Here is a 16492-nt window from a genome sequence, read left to right as displayed (position 1 = left end):
GGAGATAACTGCCCGTAAAAGCCCGATTGGTGAAGGCTAATAATCAGAGGGGGATGGACAAAACATCCCTCTGATTAAAGTTCCGCTTCATTTAAAAGAATTTTCATGCAATTGTGCATATTGTCTTTTAAATTTGTTATATAAGCTATTTAATATATATCAAATCACTTTTTATTTTTCATATTTCGACATAAAAGGTAGAGGGTCTGACCAGAAAACTGGAGGGCATGATTCTATACCAGAAAGCTTAACGTTTATAGAATTATGCCTTTTTATATAGGGAGGGCAGAAAGTAGGGATTTCGATTAAAATGCACTTATTTATCTGAATTTTAAGTTTTATAAAAGGAGAGAAATAGAATGAGAAGAAAAGCGCCATTTAAAGTGTTGTCGTCATTAGCAATTACGGCAACCATTGGATACACAGCTGTATTGAGTGCTCCGTTAGCATACGCAGAAACGCCAGTGAAAGCAAAAGAAAATATTTCTACGACGCCAATTGATCATAATTTAATTCAAGAAGATCGTTTAGCGGAAGCGTTGAAAGAAAGAGGAACAATTAATCCAGCATCTTCTAAAGAAGAGACGAAAAAAGCTGTAGAGCAATATATTGAAAAGAAACAAGGGGATCAGGCGAATAAAGAAATTCTTCCAGATGATCACTCGCAAGAAGTATCTGATTTCACGAAAAAAGTAAAAGAAAAAAAGATGGAAGAAAAGGAAAACGTAAAGAAGGCTGAAAAAAATGTTAGCTCTGAGAAAAAGCCAGAGCCAAATAAAAAGCAATTGAATGGGCAAGTCCCAACGTCTAAAGCAAAGCAAGCTCCGTATAATGGACCTGTCCGTAATGATAAAGTGTTAGTGTTACTCGTTGAATTCAGTGATTATAAGCACAATAATATCGATCAAACGCCAGGTTACATGTATTCGAAAGACTTTAGTAGAGAACATTATCAAAAAATGTTGTTCGGTAATGAGCCTTATACATTATTTGATGGTTCAAAAGTAAAAACGTTTAAACAATACTATGAAGAGCAGTCTGGCGGTAGTTATACGACAGACGGATATGTAACGGAGTGGCTAACTGTTCCAGGAAAGGCATCCGATTATGGAGCTGATGGTAGTAGTGGTCACGATAATAAAGGGCCAAAAGGTGCACGTGATTTAGTGAAGGAAGCTTTACATGCAGCTGCTGAGAAAGGACTAGATTTATCTCAATTTGACCAATTCGATAGATATGATACAAATGGAGATGGGAATCAAAATGAACCTGACGGTGTAATTGATCATTTAATGGTAATTCATGCTGGTGTTGGTCAAGAAGCTGGTGGCGGTAAATTAGGTGATGATGCAATCTGGTCACATCGTTCAAAATTAGCAATAGATCCAGTAGCGATTGAAGGTACAAAATCAAAGGTAGATTATTGGGGTGGAAAAGTAGCAGCACATGATTACACAATTGAACCAGAAGATGGAGCAGTAGGTGTGTTTGCACATGAATTTGGACATGACCTTGGTTTACCGGATGAATATGACACGAAATATACTGGAAATGGTTCACCTGTTGAAGCTTGGTCATTAATGAGTGGAGGTAGTTGGACAGGGAAAATTGCTGGAACAGAGCCAACTAGTTTTTCGCCGCAAAATAAAGACTTCTTACAAAAGAATATGGGTGGAAACTGGGCAAAAATTTTAGAGGTAGATTACGATAAAATTAAGCGTGGTGTAGGAGTTCCTACATATATTGATCAAAGTGTTACAAAATCAAATCGTCCAGGCGTTGTTCGTGTGAACTTACCAAGTAAGAGTGTTGAAACAATTAAGCCGGGATTTGGAAAGTATGCATATTATAGTACAAGAGGCGATGATATGCATACAACATTAGAAACACCGTTCTTTGATTTAACAAAGGGAACAAACGTAAAATTCGATTATAAAGCAAATTATGAGTTAGAAGCAGAGTGCGATTTCATCGAAGTACATGCTGTAACGGAAGATGGAACGAAAATATTGATTGATAGATTAGGAGAGAAGATAGTACAAGATGATAAAGATACAACCGATGGAAAGTGGATTGATAAATCATACGATTTAAGTCAATTTAAAGGAAAGAAAGTGAAACTACAATTCGACTATATTACAGATCCAGCTTTAACATATAAAGGTTTCGCGATGGATAATGTAAATGTAACAGTTGATGGACAAGTAGTATTTTTAGATGACGCAGAAGGACAGTCTAAAATGAAGTTAAATGGATTTGTTGTTTCTGATGGGACAGAACAGAAGCCTCATTATTATTATTTAGAGTGGAGAAACTATGCTGGATCAGATAATGGCTTAAAAGCGGGAAGAGGTCCGGTGTATAATACAGGTCTTGTCGTTTGGTATGCAGATGATAGTTTCAAAGATAACTGGGTTGGGGTACATCCAGGTGAAGGTTTCCTTGGTGTTGTTGACTCTCATCCAGAAGCATTCGTTGGTAATTTAAACGGGAAACCAGTGTATGGTAATACGGGCATGCAAATTGCAGACGCTGCATTTTCATTGGATCAAACGCCAGCATGGAGTGTAAATTCATTAACACGCGGGCAGTTTAATTATGCTGGCTTACAAGGTGTTACAACGTTTGATGATTCAAAAGTATACAGTAATAAACAAATTGCGGATGCAGGACGAAAAGTTCCAAACCTTGGACTTAAATTCCAAGTTGTTGGACAAGCAGAGGATAAGTCAGCGGGCGCTGTTTGGATTAAACGTTAATAATATAAAAGCACATTCTTCATATGAAGAGTGTGCTTTTAAAATTTGTACAGTAAGTTATTATTTTAGCTCATGTAATACAACTGTTGGTTCATGTGTAGTCTATCAAATTATGTGGGGAAAGGAAATATTTCCGAGGAAATTGTCGAAGTATCGTCGGTATTTATTCAGTTTCTTTCTTAAAGGAAGACGGTAGTATTGATTATATACATAAGTTTATTTACAGTATTACTTGGTTATACACAAAAGTAATATATATTAGGCGAAAAAAGACAATGATGAAATTAACCCATCATCGTCTTTTTTACTTTGCCTTTTACTTTGCCTTTTACTTTGCCTTTTACTTTGCTTTTTACTTTGCTTCTTATATAAATCAATCCAGCAAATGTTAATAAGAATGCAGTTCCGATAACGAAGCTAGCACTAGGAGATGCTCCGATTGCTCCAACTGTAAAGGAACCAGCAACAACTCCTAATGAGAAGAATGCATAAAACAATCCGAATGCTTTCCCACGGTTACCATCTGTCGTATTTTCAACAAGTAAAGCATTAATTGCTGGGAAGAGGATAGCGAATCCAATTCCATAAATCATCATAACGATAAAGAGCATGCTTTTTGTTGCAAATAATCCAAGTAAAGATAATGCTAGTGCCATTACTGCAATCCCGATTAGCATTAGTTTTGAACGATTAAATCGATCGTAAATACGATTTGTTGGCAGTAAGAAGAAGAGGATAGCGGTAATTCCGAATACACTTAACATCATGCCTGTTGTAGATGCTTTAAGTGCTAACGCCTCAACTTTTACTGGTAACATATAAGTGACAATCCCTTGTGAAAACATTAGTGTGAAAGCACCGATATATGCTTGCAATAACGGTTCTGATTTCAATAGTTCAATCATATCTTCTTTGTTCATCATTTGTGTTCTTGATGTATCTTTTCTTGATACGTTATTTGGTAAGAAGAATAGAGATACGATTGTACCAAGGGCCATTAAAATAGAAATCGTAATGAAAACCCACTCTATACCAGCTGTCGCTTTCATAATGCCGCTGAAAGCAGGTCCTACGATTGCCGCTGTTCCAACAGCAGCACCAGATAGAGCCATTGCCTTACCTTGCCTTGCTGAATTTGTTTGCTTTGATAAAAACGTAAAGGCAGCAGGAATTAAAAATCCGTCACTAAAACCGTGCATAAAGCGCACAACTAATAGTTGTTCACCACTTTGAACAACGGTATATAACAAGACTATGAAACTCGTAATTCCCATGCTTATATAAAGGATTTTTTTTGCTCCAAATTTATCGACAGCGGCTCCAGCAATAATATTACCGATCATATTAGCGAATGAGTACATACCGACAACTAGTCCGATAACAAGAGGGGTTCCCCCAAGACTTTGAGCGAAAGTACTCATAATAGGTAATTGTGAAAATGTATCTAAAAACGCTACGATAACAATAAAGTAAATAAAATATTTCAAGCGATATTCACCTCTCCTATGCTATTATGGCATAATGCTAATTTCAACTGCAATGAAATTGAATTAACAGATGTGGAAAAAAGTACAAAGTGACAAAATAGTGAACGTTATTTGTTAAAAATTAGTGGAAATGAGATTGTTTTTTTGAAATATATGGATGGTAGTATTATAATAGATTTGTAAACTTCACCAGGTTAAGTATATACATAGAGAGGGATGTATAAAATGAAAGCATTACTTTGGCATAATCAACGTGATGTACGAGTAGAAGAAGTACCAGAACCAACTGTAAGACCAGGAGCAGTTAAGATTAAAGTTAAATGGTGTGGTATCTGTGGGACAGACTTGCATGAATATTTAGCAGGGCCTATCTTTATTCCGACAGAAGAACATCCATTAACACACGTAAAAGCACCGGTTATTTTAGGTCATGAGTTTAGTGGTGAGGTAGTAGAAATTGGTGAAGGAGTTACATCTCATAAAGTGGGAGACCGCGTTGTTGTAGAACCGATTTATTCTTGTGGTAAATGTGAAGCTTGTAAACATGGACATTACAATGTTTGTGAACAACTTGTTTTCCACGGTCTTGGCGGGGAAGGCGGTGGTTTCTCTGAATATACAGTAGTACCAGAAAATATGGTTCATCATATTCCAGATGAAATGACGTATGAACAAGGTGCGCTTGTAGAACCAGCAGCAGTAGCAGTTCATGCAGTACGTCAAAGTAAATTAAAAGAGGGAGAAGCTGTAGCTGTATTTGGTTGTGGTCCGATTGGGCTTCTTGTAATCCAAGCAGCAAAAGCAGCAGGAGCAACTCCTGTTATCGCAGTGGAACTTTCTAAAGAACGTCAAGAGCTAGCTAAATTAGTAGGTGCTGATTACGTATTAAACCCAGCAACTCAAGATGTGCTAGCAGAAATTCGCAACTTAACAAATGGCTTAGGTGTAAATGTCAGCTTTGAAGTAACAGGTGTTGAAGTTGTACTTCGTCAAGCGATTGAAAGTACAAGCTTTGAAGGACAAACTGTAATTGTTAGTGTATGGGAAAAAGATGCGACAATTACTCCGAATAACCTTGTATTAAAAGAAAAAGAAGTTATCGGTATTCTTGGATATCGTCATATATTCCCAGCTGTTATTAAATTAATTAGCTCTGGTCAAATTCAAGCAGAGAAATTAATTACGAAAAAAATCACAGTGGATCAAGTTGTTGAAGAAGGATTTGAAGCACTTGTAAAAGATAAAACACAAGTTAAAATTCTTGTTTCACCTAAGTAATATATAATAGAAGAAATTAGCCCTTTTCTAGAAATAGAAAAGGGCTAATTTTTTTCTATACTGAAAGGTGATAGACTTTCCTTTAACTAAAGGTATTCTTGTTTGGAAGGGGAAGTTCGATGCTTTGTATTTTAGTGTGGTGACATTGACAACTGTAGGAGATAAAGATTTTAGTTCTCAAACTGATTTTGGGAAGATATTTACGATATTATACATATTTATCGGGATTGGATTAGTGTTTGGGTTTATTCATAAATTGACAGTTAATGTGCAACTGCCGAGTATATTATCGAATAGAAAAAAGAGTAAAGCATGTAATTGCTTTACTCTTTTTTTACATTATTTTAGACAAACATTTGCAGTAGCTTAATAATACTTTATTACAATGTAAGTGCATTCATTACATTCACTATGTATAAAGTTATAGCAATATGAACATTTACATATTTTGATTTAATAATAGAAATTCGATGAAAGGTGGGATATTCTAATCATAGGTTAACCGAAAGACATCGTAGGATCCTAACAAAATATTTACAATAACTTAATTATAAAATGGAGGATTTCAGATGAAAAAGAAAGTTCTTGCTTTAGCAGCAGCAATTACGTTAGTAGCTCCGTTACAAAGTGTAGCATTTGCACATGAAAATGATGGAGGAAATAGAGTGCAAATTATTCAGTATTGGTCTGCTGAAGATAAACATTCAGAAGGTGTAAATTCTCATTTATGGATTGTAAATCGTGCAATTGATATCATGTCTCGTAATACGACAATTGTAAAACAAGATCAAGTTGCGCTATTAAATGAATGGCGTACAGATTTAGAGAACGGTATTTATTCTGCTGACTATGAAAATCCTTATTATGATAATAGTACATTTGCATCGCATTTCTATGATCCAGATGATGGAAGTACATATATTCCATTTGCAAAACAAGCAAAGGAAACGGGAGCAAAGTATTTCAAACTAGCTGGTGAGTCATATAAAAATAAAGATATGAAACAAGCATTCTTCTATTTAGGGTTATCTCTTCATTATTTAGGAGATGTAAATCAACCGATGCATGCAGCAAACTTTACGAATATTTCTTATCCACAAGGATTCCACTCTAAATATGAAAACTTTGTAGATACAATTAAAGATAACTATAAAGTAACGGACGGAAATGGATATTGGAATTGGAAAGGTATGAACCCCGAAGATTGGATTCATGGGGCAGCAGTGGCTGCTAAGCAAGATTACCCTGGAATTGTAAATAGTAATACGAAAAGTTGGTTTGTAAAAGCTGCTGTATCACAAAGTTATGCGGACAAATGGCGTGTTGAAGTTACACCAATGACTGGTAAGCGATTAATGGAAGCGCAGCGTGTAACGGCTGGATATATTCAGCTTTGGTTTGATACGTACGGAAATCGTTAAGTATTGGCGAAAGGTCAAATGTAAAAATAGAGCATCTCTCAAAAAAGTTTCTTCGTGCAGAAGAAATTTTTTTTATTTGAAAACAGGAAAATCATTCTTTCTTTCCAATATGTATAAGACATATATAGAAGAGGAGAGAAAAATGTGGATAGAGGAATTTTTAAGGAAGTTCCATTACCGTGTGCATTTTTAGATGAAGTGGCTTTAGAGAGGAATATTCAATTGATTATAGAGTTAAGTGGAGATAAGAAAATCCGTATAGCGAGTAAATCATTACGATCTGTTCCAATTATGAAACGAATTTTAGCTGCAAATGATCGATTTCAAGGTATTATGTGTTTTTCACCTAGAGAAGCTTTGTTCTTAATAGAACAAGGCTTTAATGATTTATTGTTAGGGTACCCTGCTTATGATGAACGAGCTTTACATGAAATTAGTTTACTAACAAAGAAAGGGTTCATTATAACTTGTATGGTGGATTGTGAAGATCATATTGTTTATTTAGAAAAAATTGCTGAGAAGTCTAAAGGGTGTTTTCGTGTTTGTTTGGATATTGATATGAGTAGTCTTTTTCTTCAATTTCATTTTGGTGTAAAAAGATCCCCGGTAAAAGATGTACAAGTCGCTTTGAAAATAGTTAAAAGGGTGAAGGAATCATCATATTTAATACTAGATGGTGTAATGGGGTACGAAGCTCAAATTGCCGGGGTGGGGGATCATATACCGAATCAATGGATGAAAAGTAAAGTGATTTCGTATTTAAAGAAGAAATCAGTGCTAGAGGTTAAAGAAAAAAGGGGACATATCGTAAAAGAAATCCAAAATCTTGGTATTGAACTAAGGTTTGTAAATGGAGGAGGAACAGGAAGTATAAAAACAACTGAGCAAGATAATTCAGTTTCAGAGATTACAATAGGTTCTGCTTTTTATTCTCCAAAACTGTTTGATTATTATAAAGAAGTACAATTTCATCCTGCTGTCGGATTTGCTTTACCAGTTGTGCGCAAACCAGCTCCGTTTATTTATACTTGCCTAGGTGGTGGATATATTGCTTCAGGAGCAGTTGGTAAAGATAAAGAGCCTGAAGTTTGGAGACCAGGTGGTGCAAAATTATTAACTTTAGAAGGTGCTGGCGAGGTACAAACGCCAATTTTTTATAACGGTGAAGAACGAGTAGATATAGGAGATTCTATCTTGTTTCGCCATAGTAAAGCTGGAGAGTTATGTGAGCGGTTTCCTTTTTTATATCGTGTTAAAAAAGGAGAGATTGTAGGGGAGTATTCAACATATCGGGGGGATGGCCAATGCTTTCTATAAAGGGACAAAAATGGAGAAATTGGACAGGGAATGTAGAAGGAACGCCGCATTATACAATGTATCCAGAAAGTATACAAGATGTAGTAGAAGTTGTAGAGCTTGCACGAAAAAAAGGGAAGAAAATTCGTGTTGTCGGTTCAGGGCATTCGTTTACACCTCTTGTGCAAACAGAAGAAATTTTAGTTTCTTTAGATGAATTAAAGGGCATTACGAATATTGATACAGAGAAGATGACTGTTGAAGTGTGGGCAGGAACAAAGTTACATGATCTAGGGAAGTTACTTGAGGAAAAAGGTTATGCACAAGAAAATTTAGGGGATATTGATTCACAATCTATTGCGGGAGCGATTAGTACGGGAACGCATGGGACGGGTGTTACCTTTGGTAGTTTATCAACACAAGTTATAGAGATTACGGCAGTTTTATCAACAGGTGAGAGTATAGTTTGTTCGGAAACCGAAAACGTCGAATATTGGAAAGCATTTCAGCTGTCGCTTGGAATGCTAGGTATTATTGTAAAGATAAAATTGAAGGTTATTCCAGCATATTCGCTCGTTTATGAAAGTGAAAAACAGTCATTCTCTACTGTAATGAACAAATTAGAAGAATATAAGAAGAATCGTCATTTTGAATTTTTCATCTTTCCTTATTCAGATGAAGTGCAAGTGAAATTTACAAATGAAACAATGAGTAAAGAAAGTGACTTGAAATGGCATAAATTAAAAGTGGAGTTACTTGAAAATAGAATGTTCTCTTTGTTATCTAAGGGGTGTAAATGGTTTCCTTCTATAAGTAAAGGAGTAAGTCGGTTATCTGCTAAGACTGTACCAAATACAAAAATAATTGGTCCAAGCTATGCAGTGTTTGCTACATCACGTACGGTTCCATTTTATGAAATGGAGTATAGTGTTCCTTCAAAGTATATGAGGACTGTTGTAGAAGAAATTTCAAATCTTATTGAAAAGAAAAAGTATAAGGTGCACTTCCCGATCGAATGCCGCTATGTGAAAGGTGATGATATATGGCTCAGTCCAGCCTACGGAAGGGATTCAGCGTATATCGCTGTTCATATGTATAAAGGTATGAAATATGCTGCTTATTTTGGTGAAGTGGAAAAAATTTTTCTGAAGTATGAAGGACGTCCACATTGGGGGAAAATGCATACATTATCGTATAAGCAATTACCAGATATATATCCAGAATTTCATTCGTTTTTACAAGTGAGAAAGTCGCTAGATGAAATGGGAATGTTTTTAAATCCGTATGCAGAAAAGTTATTCCTGAGTATGAAAAAAGCTGACAAATAATTATTTGTCAGCTTTTTTTAGTATAATTGCATTTCTTGTTTGACTAATACGCTCGTAAAATAGTAACTTATCACGGCTAAATACATGTAATAAAACATGAATAATAAATAGGCCGTTAATTACGAATTGGAATAACAATATAACTAGTAATACTAAAGGCTCTGTAAGATTTAAGATAGAGCTACTAGAAAGAATATAATTGATTCCACCTAAAATAAAGTAGAATATACCGTAACGGATGAATAGTTCCCTCATCGTAATACGATCTGACTTTCCTTTCACGTAAATACGAAGCAATGCCTTCCCAATTGTTTTTCCGTTCGTAAAGTACGGAATGATAATAAAGTAAATAAAGATCGAACACGTTATGAAAATGAGTTCGTATATATTGGTGTAAGATTGAATATTAGAAATGAAGAAAGAATTTCCTTTGTTTTTAATGACAGGTACAACGATAGATAAGAAAATCCAATCAATTTGCATCGCGATAAGGCGACGAACGAACCCAACTGGTTTCGTTTCCAAATCAATATGACTATCTAATTCGCTTGCTTTCGGAAGGAAGTACGTGAATATTGGTGCGATAATAAAACCAATGATTCCTCCTAATGTGTTTAAAAACAAATCGTCGATATCGAGTAAGCGATAGGCACAATTATATATACCGTATAATCCAGTTACCTGTGTTAGTTCGAAAAATAGTGAAAGACAAAAAGAAATACAAATAGTTTGTAAGAAACTACGTCGGAAATAATAACGTAAGTAAATGCCGAATGGGACGGTTAATAGAACGTTAAAAGCAACTTGTAAAAATGCAGATTCTTTTAATAAGTAGAAATAAGTAGCTGGTTTCGTTAAAATTGCCGATGTATGATTACTAATCTCTTGTATGAAATAAAATGGTGAGAGTTGCATGTGCTGTGTATTAGCCGGTTGTAGGCTACAAGTATCGTACGTTTGTGGTAATGGCAAAATAACAAGGAAATAGGCATTTAATAAGTAGAGTAATAAGGAATATAAAATAAATGAGCGCCATTTATTTAAATAACCGTATTTTCGATAATTAAATATTAAAAAAGGAATTAAGAGAAACATTGCTAAAATAGGAAATAAAATAAATGCTGTTTTTACTGGAAATAAATATGCAGTCAAAATGAAGCTCCTTTCAATTGAATTTCGTTTATCATTATAGCGCTAAAAAGAATTGAAAACAAAGTTGAAATAGTTCGAAATAGAAAAAATTACAAATTGTACTCATATTAAGTTATAATTAGTTTAATATTAATATATTATGATGAATTGAGTTGGAAGAGGGTACATGATATGCAATATGAGCTTTTTTCGGTAAGTGGGGGTCATATTACGAATTTTGAAAGTGCTTGGCATTTTCAGGAGGGGGAACAGATTTTTGTTCATGACAATCAAATAAAACGAAACTTTATTATTATTCGCCTAACACATGATATATTTCAACAAAATAAGCATGTTATTCGTTTGCATTGTCAAGAAAAGAAAGTGTATGCATAAGGAAAAGCCCTCTTACTGTATGGGAGCAGTAAGAGGGCTTTTATTGCATATAGGCAGCATTGGATTTTGAAGAAAGGATGTAATTTTGTATTTGGTGTTTCCAAGTTTTATCATCCTTTCTTTGAGAAAGCCATTCATGATAATCTTGTTGAGTTTTCCATAACATACGAACCATATATTCGGCACTATTATCTGTACGAGGCATCTGTGAAAATTCTATGTTAATAAAGCCGTGTGTTCCATATGAGGGAGAATGCTGTTTAAGTGAATGAAATATTTCATTTTCATAGCCATATTTAATATGAATAAGTTTAGTAACGATAAACATACGAACACCTCTTTTTCGATAGTAATAAAAAACAATGAGAACAATTAATATTATACTATTCAGAAAATTCAAAGTAAATAATGGAACGTATTTAAAATTGGAATATAAAAAAAGCAAGTCATCCCATTTCAATAGAATGACTTGCTTTAAAGAGTGTTAACTATTATTTTATAAGAAAATGATAGTTAGTACACCTACGATAATACAATAGAAAGAGAAATATTTTAAATTTCCTTTTGCCATAATGTTCATAAACCATTTCAATGAAATATATGTCATGATAAATGTTGCGATGAATGCAACGATATATGGCACGAATAATGTGTCTAGATTTGGATCTTTTGCAATATCTGTAATACTTAGTAATAAACCACCTAAGCTAACAGGAATGTATAGTAAGAATGAGAAACGAAGAGCCGTTTCTTGCTTCATACCAAGAAACATTGCTGCTACGATGGTAGCACCAGATCGGCTTATTCCAGGAATTAGTGCACAAGCTTGAGCTAATCCTACGATGATTGCATCTTTCATAGAAAGGTCACCATCATTTTTACGTCCGCGTAAGTTTCTAATAATCCAAAGGCCGATAGCAGTAATGAGAAGGGAAATCCCAACCATCTTTACACCTTTTAAGTACTGATCGATATAATCTTTAAATAAAACACCAATGACACCTGCTGGAATGGTGGCAATAATAAGATAAATAATAAAGAAGAAATCTGATTTTGCATCTTCTGCTCTTGTAAATATATAAGATAGGCCATTCTTAGTTAGACGAATTAAATCATTTCTATAAATAAGTAATACAGCTAATAATGAAGCTGAATTAACAAGTAATTCGAAGCTAAATCCTTCTATTTCTAGTCCTAGCAAATGTTGTGCTAAAACGAGGTGACCGCTTGAAGAAATCGGAATTGGTTCCGTTAGTCCTTGGAACAGGCCGAGAATTAAATATTTTAAAATGTAGTAAAATTGTTCCATAACATCCTCCTTGTTTATTAGTCGAAAGAAACAACTTTTCCATTATAGCAAGATATGGATGAATATTGAGAAAAAATAAATATTCGGAATATAATAAAAATCCCTTATGGGAGATAAGGGATTTTTATTATTAATTAGAAACTACCGTTTTTGAATAGATTGAGCCAATTGAGAATCGACTTTTTCAGCATCATGAATATGATTCATAATAGTAGTGTTTAATTTTTGGAACATTTGTTGTGTATTAGCGAATTCTCGTAATATATCATCATTGCAAGATTTTTGGTTTTCGATAGCTTTAATAACATTTGTAGCACCATTTTGTAACGTTTGAATCATGATTAAAATATTTTCAATTCTAGCGTTTGTATCGGCACTCATCTCTACACCTTCATCGACTAAATGTAAATTATCTTTTGTGTTGTCATATGCTTTTTCAATTTCTTCTTGAATTTTTTTCGTTAAGTTACCGATGTTTTTTGTACTTTCTGCTGTACTTTCCGCTAGTTTTCTTACTTCATTGGCAACAACAGCGAATCCTTTACCGTGCTCTCCAGCACGTGCGGCTTCAATACTTGCATTTAACGCAAGTAAATTTGTTTGTGCTGCGATGTTTTGAATTACTTCTACAATTTGCTCGATTTCTTTTGAGCGTTCGCTTAAATGATTCATACTATTAGATGTGCGCTGAGATTGTTCACCTAATTTATTAATTACAATAAGTAAACGGTGGACGGATTCTTTTCCTTCATTAGAGCAGTCAATAATTTCTTCAATAGATTGGATTAAGCTTTGTTCTTTCTGTAACATTTCATTATTTAATTCATTGGAATGTGTTGTACGTGCTGAAACATTTTCGAAACATGAGCTCAATTGTTGAACTAAATTTTGGAGTGTATTGTGTTGGTTATTTACAAGTTTATGTTCTTGAACAACGCGTTGTACACGGTTGTGGATAGAAGAAATAGTTTCTTGGTTTTCAATATCTTTTTGTTTTAATTCTGCTTCTAATTCTTGTATACGATCTTCTAATTGATCGATTTTATGTTGGAGTGATTTCTTTTGAGTAAACATGTATTTATTTCAACCGCCTTTAGAAGTTATATTTTCTCTATATTTGGATTTTAGCATCTTTTATAATTTTTAAATATAGGAATTGTTAAATATTTAAGAATCTATTACATTTTATTCATAATTCCCTTTTTTTGTCATGAAAAATAAACTGTATTTAATCGTTTTGTAAACAAACTGTAAAATAAATCATGTATAACTGTATAAGAAGGGAGTCGGATTATGAACTATTTTAAGCGAATCAGTAGTCTAGTATTAGCAGGAATTATTGGTCTTTCTAGTACAGTCGCTGTAAAAGCAGAGTCAAACGACGAGAAACTTAACAACATGCAACAGCAATTGCAGCAAAACGATGCAGATATGCAGAAGAAAGAGCAAGAGAAGCAAGCTGTTACTAAAGAAATTCAAGGTATCGAAAACGAACTACATAATTTAAATAATACAATTGCAAAAAATAAAGAGGATCAAGCTGCTATTCAACGTAAAATCGATGAAACACATAAGCAGATTGAACAAAAAAAAGCAGATATTATCGTTTTAGAAGATAAAGTCCTTGCTCGTAAGGATATTATGAAAAAACGTATGGTTTCTGTTCAAAATAGCTCAAATACGAGTTTAGTAGTAGAAGTTGTTGTAGAATCAAAAAACTTTGCTGATTTCATACAACGTATGAATGCAGTATCTACAATTTTAGATGCAGATAAAGAAATTTTACGTCTACAAGAACAAGATCTTCGTCAAATTGAAGAAGATAAAAAAGCGATTGACGAAAAAGAAGCATCTTTAGTAGTAGATAAGCAAAAATTAGCAAAAGCACAAGCTGATTTGCAAGATAACTTGAAAAAACGTCAAGATAACTTACAAACAGTTCAAGCGAAATATAATCAGCTTGCAAGCGAAATCAATTTAGCAGCAGAAGAGAAAGCTAAAATTGAATCGAATATGAAGGCAGTACAAGAAACGATTGCTCGTGAACAAGAAGCAGCAAGAATTGCAGCAGAAGAGCGTGCAAAAGCAGAAGCAGCTGCAAAAGCTGAGCAAGAAGCTTTAGCGAAAGCGAAAGCAGAAGTAGCTAAGCCTGCAGAGCCTGTAGCAAAAAATACGGCGTCAGAGTCTAAGCCTAAGCCTGACACGAAACCAGCTCAAGGTGGAAAAGAATTTTATGTAACAGCAACTGCTTATACAGCTGATCCATCTGAAAATGGCTATAAACCAGGTGAAACTGTAAAATCTAAGTTAGGGCATGATTTAACTGCAAATCCAAACATGAAATTAATTGCTGTAGATCCAGCTGTTATACCGTTAGGTTCTACTGTATATGTAGAAGGATATGGAACAGCGATTGCTGGAGATACTGGTAGTGCAATTAAAGGTCATATTATTGATTTATTAATGCCGGATTCAGCGACAGCTAATGCTTGGGGTAGAAGAACAGTTAAAGTTACAATTTTAAACTAAAACGTGATCCAACTTTACAATACGTAAAGTTGGATTTTTTTTGTAAAAATAATGTTAAGTTGAGTTTACATTTTGTTAAGTGTAGCATACAATAATAGTGAGAGGTGGTAAATTTGACCATTTTAAACAGAGTGAAGGAATTAAGAGCTCGTTTTAACTTCACACAAAGCGTATTAGCAGAAAAAGTTGGAGTGACAAGGCAAACAATCGCTGCAATTGAAAAAGGGGATTACGTTCCTTCATTGTTACTCGCACTTACGATTTGTGACGTATTCCAGTTAAAGATGGAAGATGTGTTTGTTTTAAATAAGGAGGGGGAAGAGGATGAATAGAATTGTTGCTTCATATATCATAAATTTATTTTACAGTGTATTGGCATGCTGGGCATTTGTAGAGTTTTATGATTTTTATATACAGTTTGCTGATGTTATTAAAACTGAAAAGTTCCCATTTGAAATAACGATACGTTGGGTACCATTTGCATTAATATTTATTGTAGCTATCATATTAGCGTTTTTTAAAAGATTGCAGAAGAAGAAATATAAAAAATCATCATTGCGATTGTATCCTTTATTATTTCCTCAAGAGGATGAACGCGAGAAGGATATTACAGATAAGGCATGTCGAACAACATTTGTATCATTATGGTTTGTATTACCTTGTGCACTAGGATTATTAATATTTACACCTGTAGCAAATTTATATATTCCAGCATACCCTTTATATGTTGTATATTTGATTTATTTGATTCAAATGACAGTATTCCACGTATCATTATACAGAAATAAATTAGCTTAAAAAGAAACCTTCTTGCATCAGCAAGAAGGTTTCTTTTTAGCTTACACTTGTACATATAGCAATATTATCTTATCATTTTATATAGAGTAAGATTTTGTAAGGGAAAGGAATTGTATATGAATAAGCAAAGAATTTATAGTATAATAGCAATCCTTTTATTTGTTGTAGGTGGTTTTTTAATTGGAAAGCCATTTTATGATGGATATCAGGCTGAAAAGAAACAGACTGAAAATGTACAGGCTGTTCAAAAGATGGATTATGAAAAGCATGAGACGGAATTTGTAGATGCTTCAAAAATTAATCAGCCAGACTTAGCAGAAGTAGCGAATGCATCGTTAGATAAGAAACAAGTAATCGGTCGTATTTCGATTCCAAGTGTTTCAATAGAACTTCCCGTTTTAAAATCTTCTACTGAGAAGAACCTATTGTCAGGTGCAGCGACAGTAAAAGAAAATCAAGTAATGGGAAAAGGGAATTACGCGCTAGCAGGACATAATATGTCTAAAAAAGGTGTTTTATTTAGTGATATAGCATCTTTGAAAACTGGCGATAAAATTTATTTGTATGATAATGAAAATGAATATGAGTATGCGGTTACTGGCATATCTGAAGTAACTCCTGATAAATGGGAAGTTGTAGAAGATCATGGGAAAGATGAGATAACGCTTATCACGTGTGTATCTGTAAAGGATAATTCTAAGCGTTATGTTGTGACAGGTGATTTTGTACAGAAGAAGGCGAAGGAATAAAAAAAGATGAG

General features: G+C 34.1%; 14 protein-coding genes and 2 pseudogenes. 11 read left to right on the top strand and 5 right to left on the bottom strand.

All coding sequences use genetic code 11. The annotated features are described in order from the left end of the window. The first annotated feature begins 359 nt into the window (after positions 1-359). Entirely contained in the window at positions 360-2759 is a 2400-nt protein-coding gene (inhA2, locus tag MR065_RS16950) for a M6 family metalloprotease immune inhibitor InhA2 (RefSeq protein ID WP_242214483.1), read from the top strand. 284 nt (positions 2760-3043) lie between these two features. On the opposite strand, the gene MR065_RS16945 is transcribed toward inhA2, so the two are convergent. Next, a complete protein-coding gene (locus MR065_RS16945) occupies positions 3044-4246 on the bottom strand; it encodes an MFS transporter (RefSeq protein WP_242214482.1) in 1203 nt (400 codons plus the stop codon). Between the two features lie 225 nt (positions 4247-4471). On the opposite strand from MR065_RS16945, the gene bdhA reads away from it, so the two are divergent. The 5 genes and pseudogenes from bdhA to MR065_RS16920 all read left to right on the top strand — a co-directional run bounded on the left by bdhA (position 4472) and on the right by MR065_RS16920 (position 9569). After that, complete coding sequence (bdhA, locus tag MR065_RS16940; protein WP_097905265.1) at positions 4472-5524, top strand: (R,R)-butanediol dehydrogenase; 1053 nt, start codon at positions 4472-4474, stop codon at positions 5522-5524. 118 nt (positions 5525-5642) lie between these two features. Next, positions 5643-5894, top strand: a pseudogene (locus MR065_RS16935) (potassium channel family protein); the annotation flags it as partial. Positions 5895-6093: 199 nt separating this feature from the next. Further along, a complete protein-coding gene (gene cerA, locus MR065_RS16930) occupies positions 6094-6945 on the top strand; it encodes a phospholipase CerA (protein ID WP_242214481.1) in 852 nt (283 codons plus the stop codon). Positions 6946-7089: 144 nt separating this feature from the next. After that, the gene (locus MR065_RS16925) at positions 7090-8262 is read left to right on the top strand and encodes an amino acid deaminase/aldolase (protein ID WP_242214480.1); all 1173 of its coding nucleotides are present in this window, start codon (positions 7090-7092) and stop codon (positions 8260-8262) included. Continuing rightward, positions 8250-9569 carry a D-arabinono-1,4-lactone oxidase gene (locus tag MR065_RS16920; protein ID WP_242214479.1) on the top strand — a complete coding sequence of 440 codons (1320 nt, stop codon included), beginning with the start codon at positions 8250-8252 and terminating at the stop codon, positions 9567-9569. The genes MR065_RS16925 and MR065_RS16920 overlap by 13 nt, the downstream gene beginning before the upstream one ends. Here MR065_RS16920 and MR065_RS16915 read toward each other — a convergent pair whose 3' ends face one another. After that, positions 9570-10721 carry a VanZ family protein gene (locus MR065_RS16915; protein ID WP_242214478.1) on the bottom strand — a complete coding sequence of 384 codons (1152 nt, stop codon included), beginning with the start codon at positions 10719-10721 and terminating at the stop codon, positions 9570-9572. A 171-nt stretch (positions 10722-10892) separates the two neighbouring features. On the opposite strand from MR065_RS16915, the gene MR065_RS16910 reads away from it, so the two are divergent. Continuing rightward, a complete protein-coding gene (locus MR065_RS16910; RefSeq protein WP_242214477.1) occupies positions 10893-11096 on the top strand; it encodes a hypothetical protein in 204 nt (67 codons plus the stop codon). 40 nt (positions 11097-11136) lie between these two features. Here MR065_RS16910 and MR065_RS16905 read toward each other — a convergent pair whose 3' ends face one another. From MR065_RS16905 to MR065_RS27755, 3 genes and pseudogenes are all read right to left on the bottom strand, one after another. Continuing rightward, positions 11137-11424, bottom strand: a complete 288-nt coding sequence (locus tag MR065_RS16905; protein WP_097905259.1) for an antibiotic biosynthesis monooxygenase family protein — start codon at positions 11422-11424, stop codon at positions 11137-11139. Positions 11425-11592: 168 nt separating this feature from the next. Continuing rightward, a complete protein-coding gene (locus tag MR065_RS16900; protein WP_242214476.1) occupies positions 11593-12405 on the bottom strand; it encodes an undecaprenyl-diphosphate phosphatase in 813 nt (270 codons plus the stop codon). A gap of 141 nt (positions 12406-12546) precedes the next feature. Then, positions 12547-13068: pseudogene (locus MR065_RS27755) on the bottom strand (methyl-accepting chemotaxis protein); the annotation flags it as partial. 630 nt (positions 13069-13698) lie between these two features. Here MR065_RS27755 and MR065_RS16890 point away from each other — a divergent pair. The 4 genes from MR065_RS16890 (at position 13699) to MR065_RS16875 (ending at position 16481) form a co-directional block, all read left to right on the top strand. Then, on the top strand, positions 13699-14934 hold the full coding sequence (locus tag MR065_RS16890; protein ID WP_242214475.1) for a 3D domain-containing protein: 1236 nt from the start codon (positions 13699-13701) through the stop codon (positions 14932-14934). A 113-nt stretch (positions 14935-15047) separates the two neighbouring features. Next, positions 15048-15266 carry a helix-turn-helix transcriptional regulator gene (locus MR065_RS16885; protein ID WP_000154019.1) on the top strand — a complete coding sequence of 73 codons (219 nt, stop codon included), beginning with the start codon at positions 15048-15050 and terminating at the stop codon, positions 15264-15266. Continuing rightward, on the top strand, positions 15259-15732 hold the full coding sequence (locus MR065_RS16880) for a DUF2178 domain-containing protein (RefSeq protein WP_242214474.1): 474 nt from the start codon (positions 15259-15261) through the stop codon (positions 15730-15732). The genes MR065_RS16885 and MR065_RS16880 overlap by 8 nt, the downstream gene beginning before the upstream one ends. Positions 15733-15848: 116 nt before the next feature. Continuing rightward, positions 15849-16481: a class A sortase gene (locus MR065_RS16875; RefSeq protein ID WP_242214473.1), complete on the top strand. Its 633-nt coding sequence runs from the start codon at positions 15849-15851 to the stop codon at positions 16479-16481. Positions 16482-16492: the final 11 nt, after the last annotated feature.

Origin of the sequence: Bacillus cereus group sp. BfR-BA-01383 (genome assembly GCF_022663495.1) — a bacterium.
Classification (GTDB): Bacteria; Bacillota; Bacilli; order Bacillales; family Bacillaceae_G; genus Bacillus_A; species Bacillus_A cereus_AU.
Note: the sequence above shows the minus strand (reverse complement) of the source record. Positions and strands in the feature narration are given on the sequence as shown.

What these genes read in the sequence shown, in the direction of transcription:
- MR065_RS16880 (WP_242214474.1), top strand. Translation starts at nt 15,259, where the DNA reads ATGAATAGAATTGTTGCTTCATATATCATAAATTTATTTTACAGTGTA.
- cerA (WP_242214481.1), top strand. Translation starts at nt 6,094, where the DNA reads ATGAAAAAGAAAGTTCTTGCTTTAGCAGCAGCAATTACGTTAGTAGCT.
- MR065_RS16905 (WP_097905259.1), bottom strand. Translation starts at nt 11,424, where the DNA reads ATGTTTATCGTTACTAAACTTATTCATATTAAATATGGCTATGAAAAT.
- MR065_RS16875 (WP_242214473.1), top strand. Translation starts at nt 15,849, where the DNA reads ATGAATAAGCAAAGAATTTATAGTATAATAGCAATCCTTTTATTTGTT.
- bdhA (WP_097905265.1), top strand. Translation starts at nt 4,472, where the DNA reads ATGAAAGCATTACTTTGGCATAATCAACGTGATGTACGAGTAGAAGAA.
- inhA2 (WP_242214483.1), top strand. Translation starts at nt 360, where the DNA reads ATGAGAAGAAAAGCGCCATTTAAAGTGTTGTCGTCATTAGCAATTACG.
- MR065_RS16920 (WP_242214479.1), top strand. Translation starts at nt 8,250, where the DNA reads ATGCTTTCTATAAAGGGACAAAAATGGAGAAATTGGACAGGGAATGTA.
- MR065_RS16910 (WP_242214477.1), top strand. Translation starts at nt 10,893, where the DNA reads ATGCAATATGAGCTTTTTTCGGTAAGTGGGGGTCATATTACGAATTTT.
- MR065_RS16900 (WP_242214476.1), bottom strand. Translation starts at nt 12,405, where the DNA reads ATGGAACAATTTTACTACATTTTAAAATATTTAATTCTCGGCCTGTTC.
- MR065_RS16890 (WP_242214475.1), top strand. Translation starts at nt 13,699, where the DNA reads ATGAACTATTTTAAGCGAATCAGTAGTCTAGTATTAGCAGGAATTATT.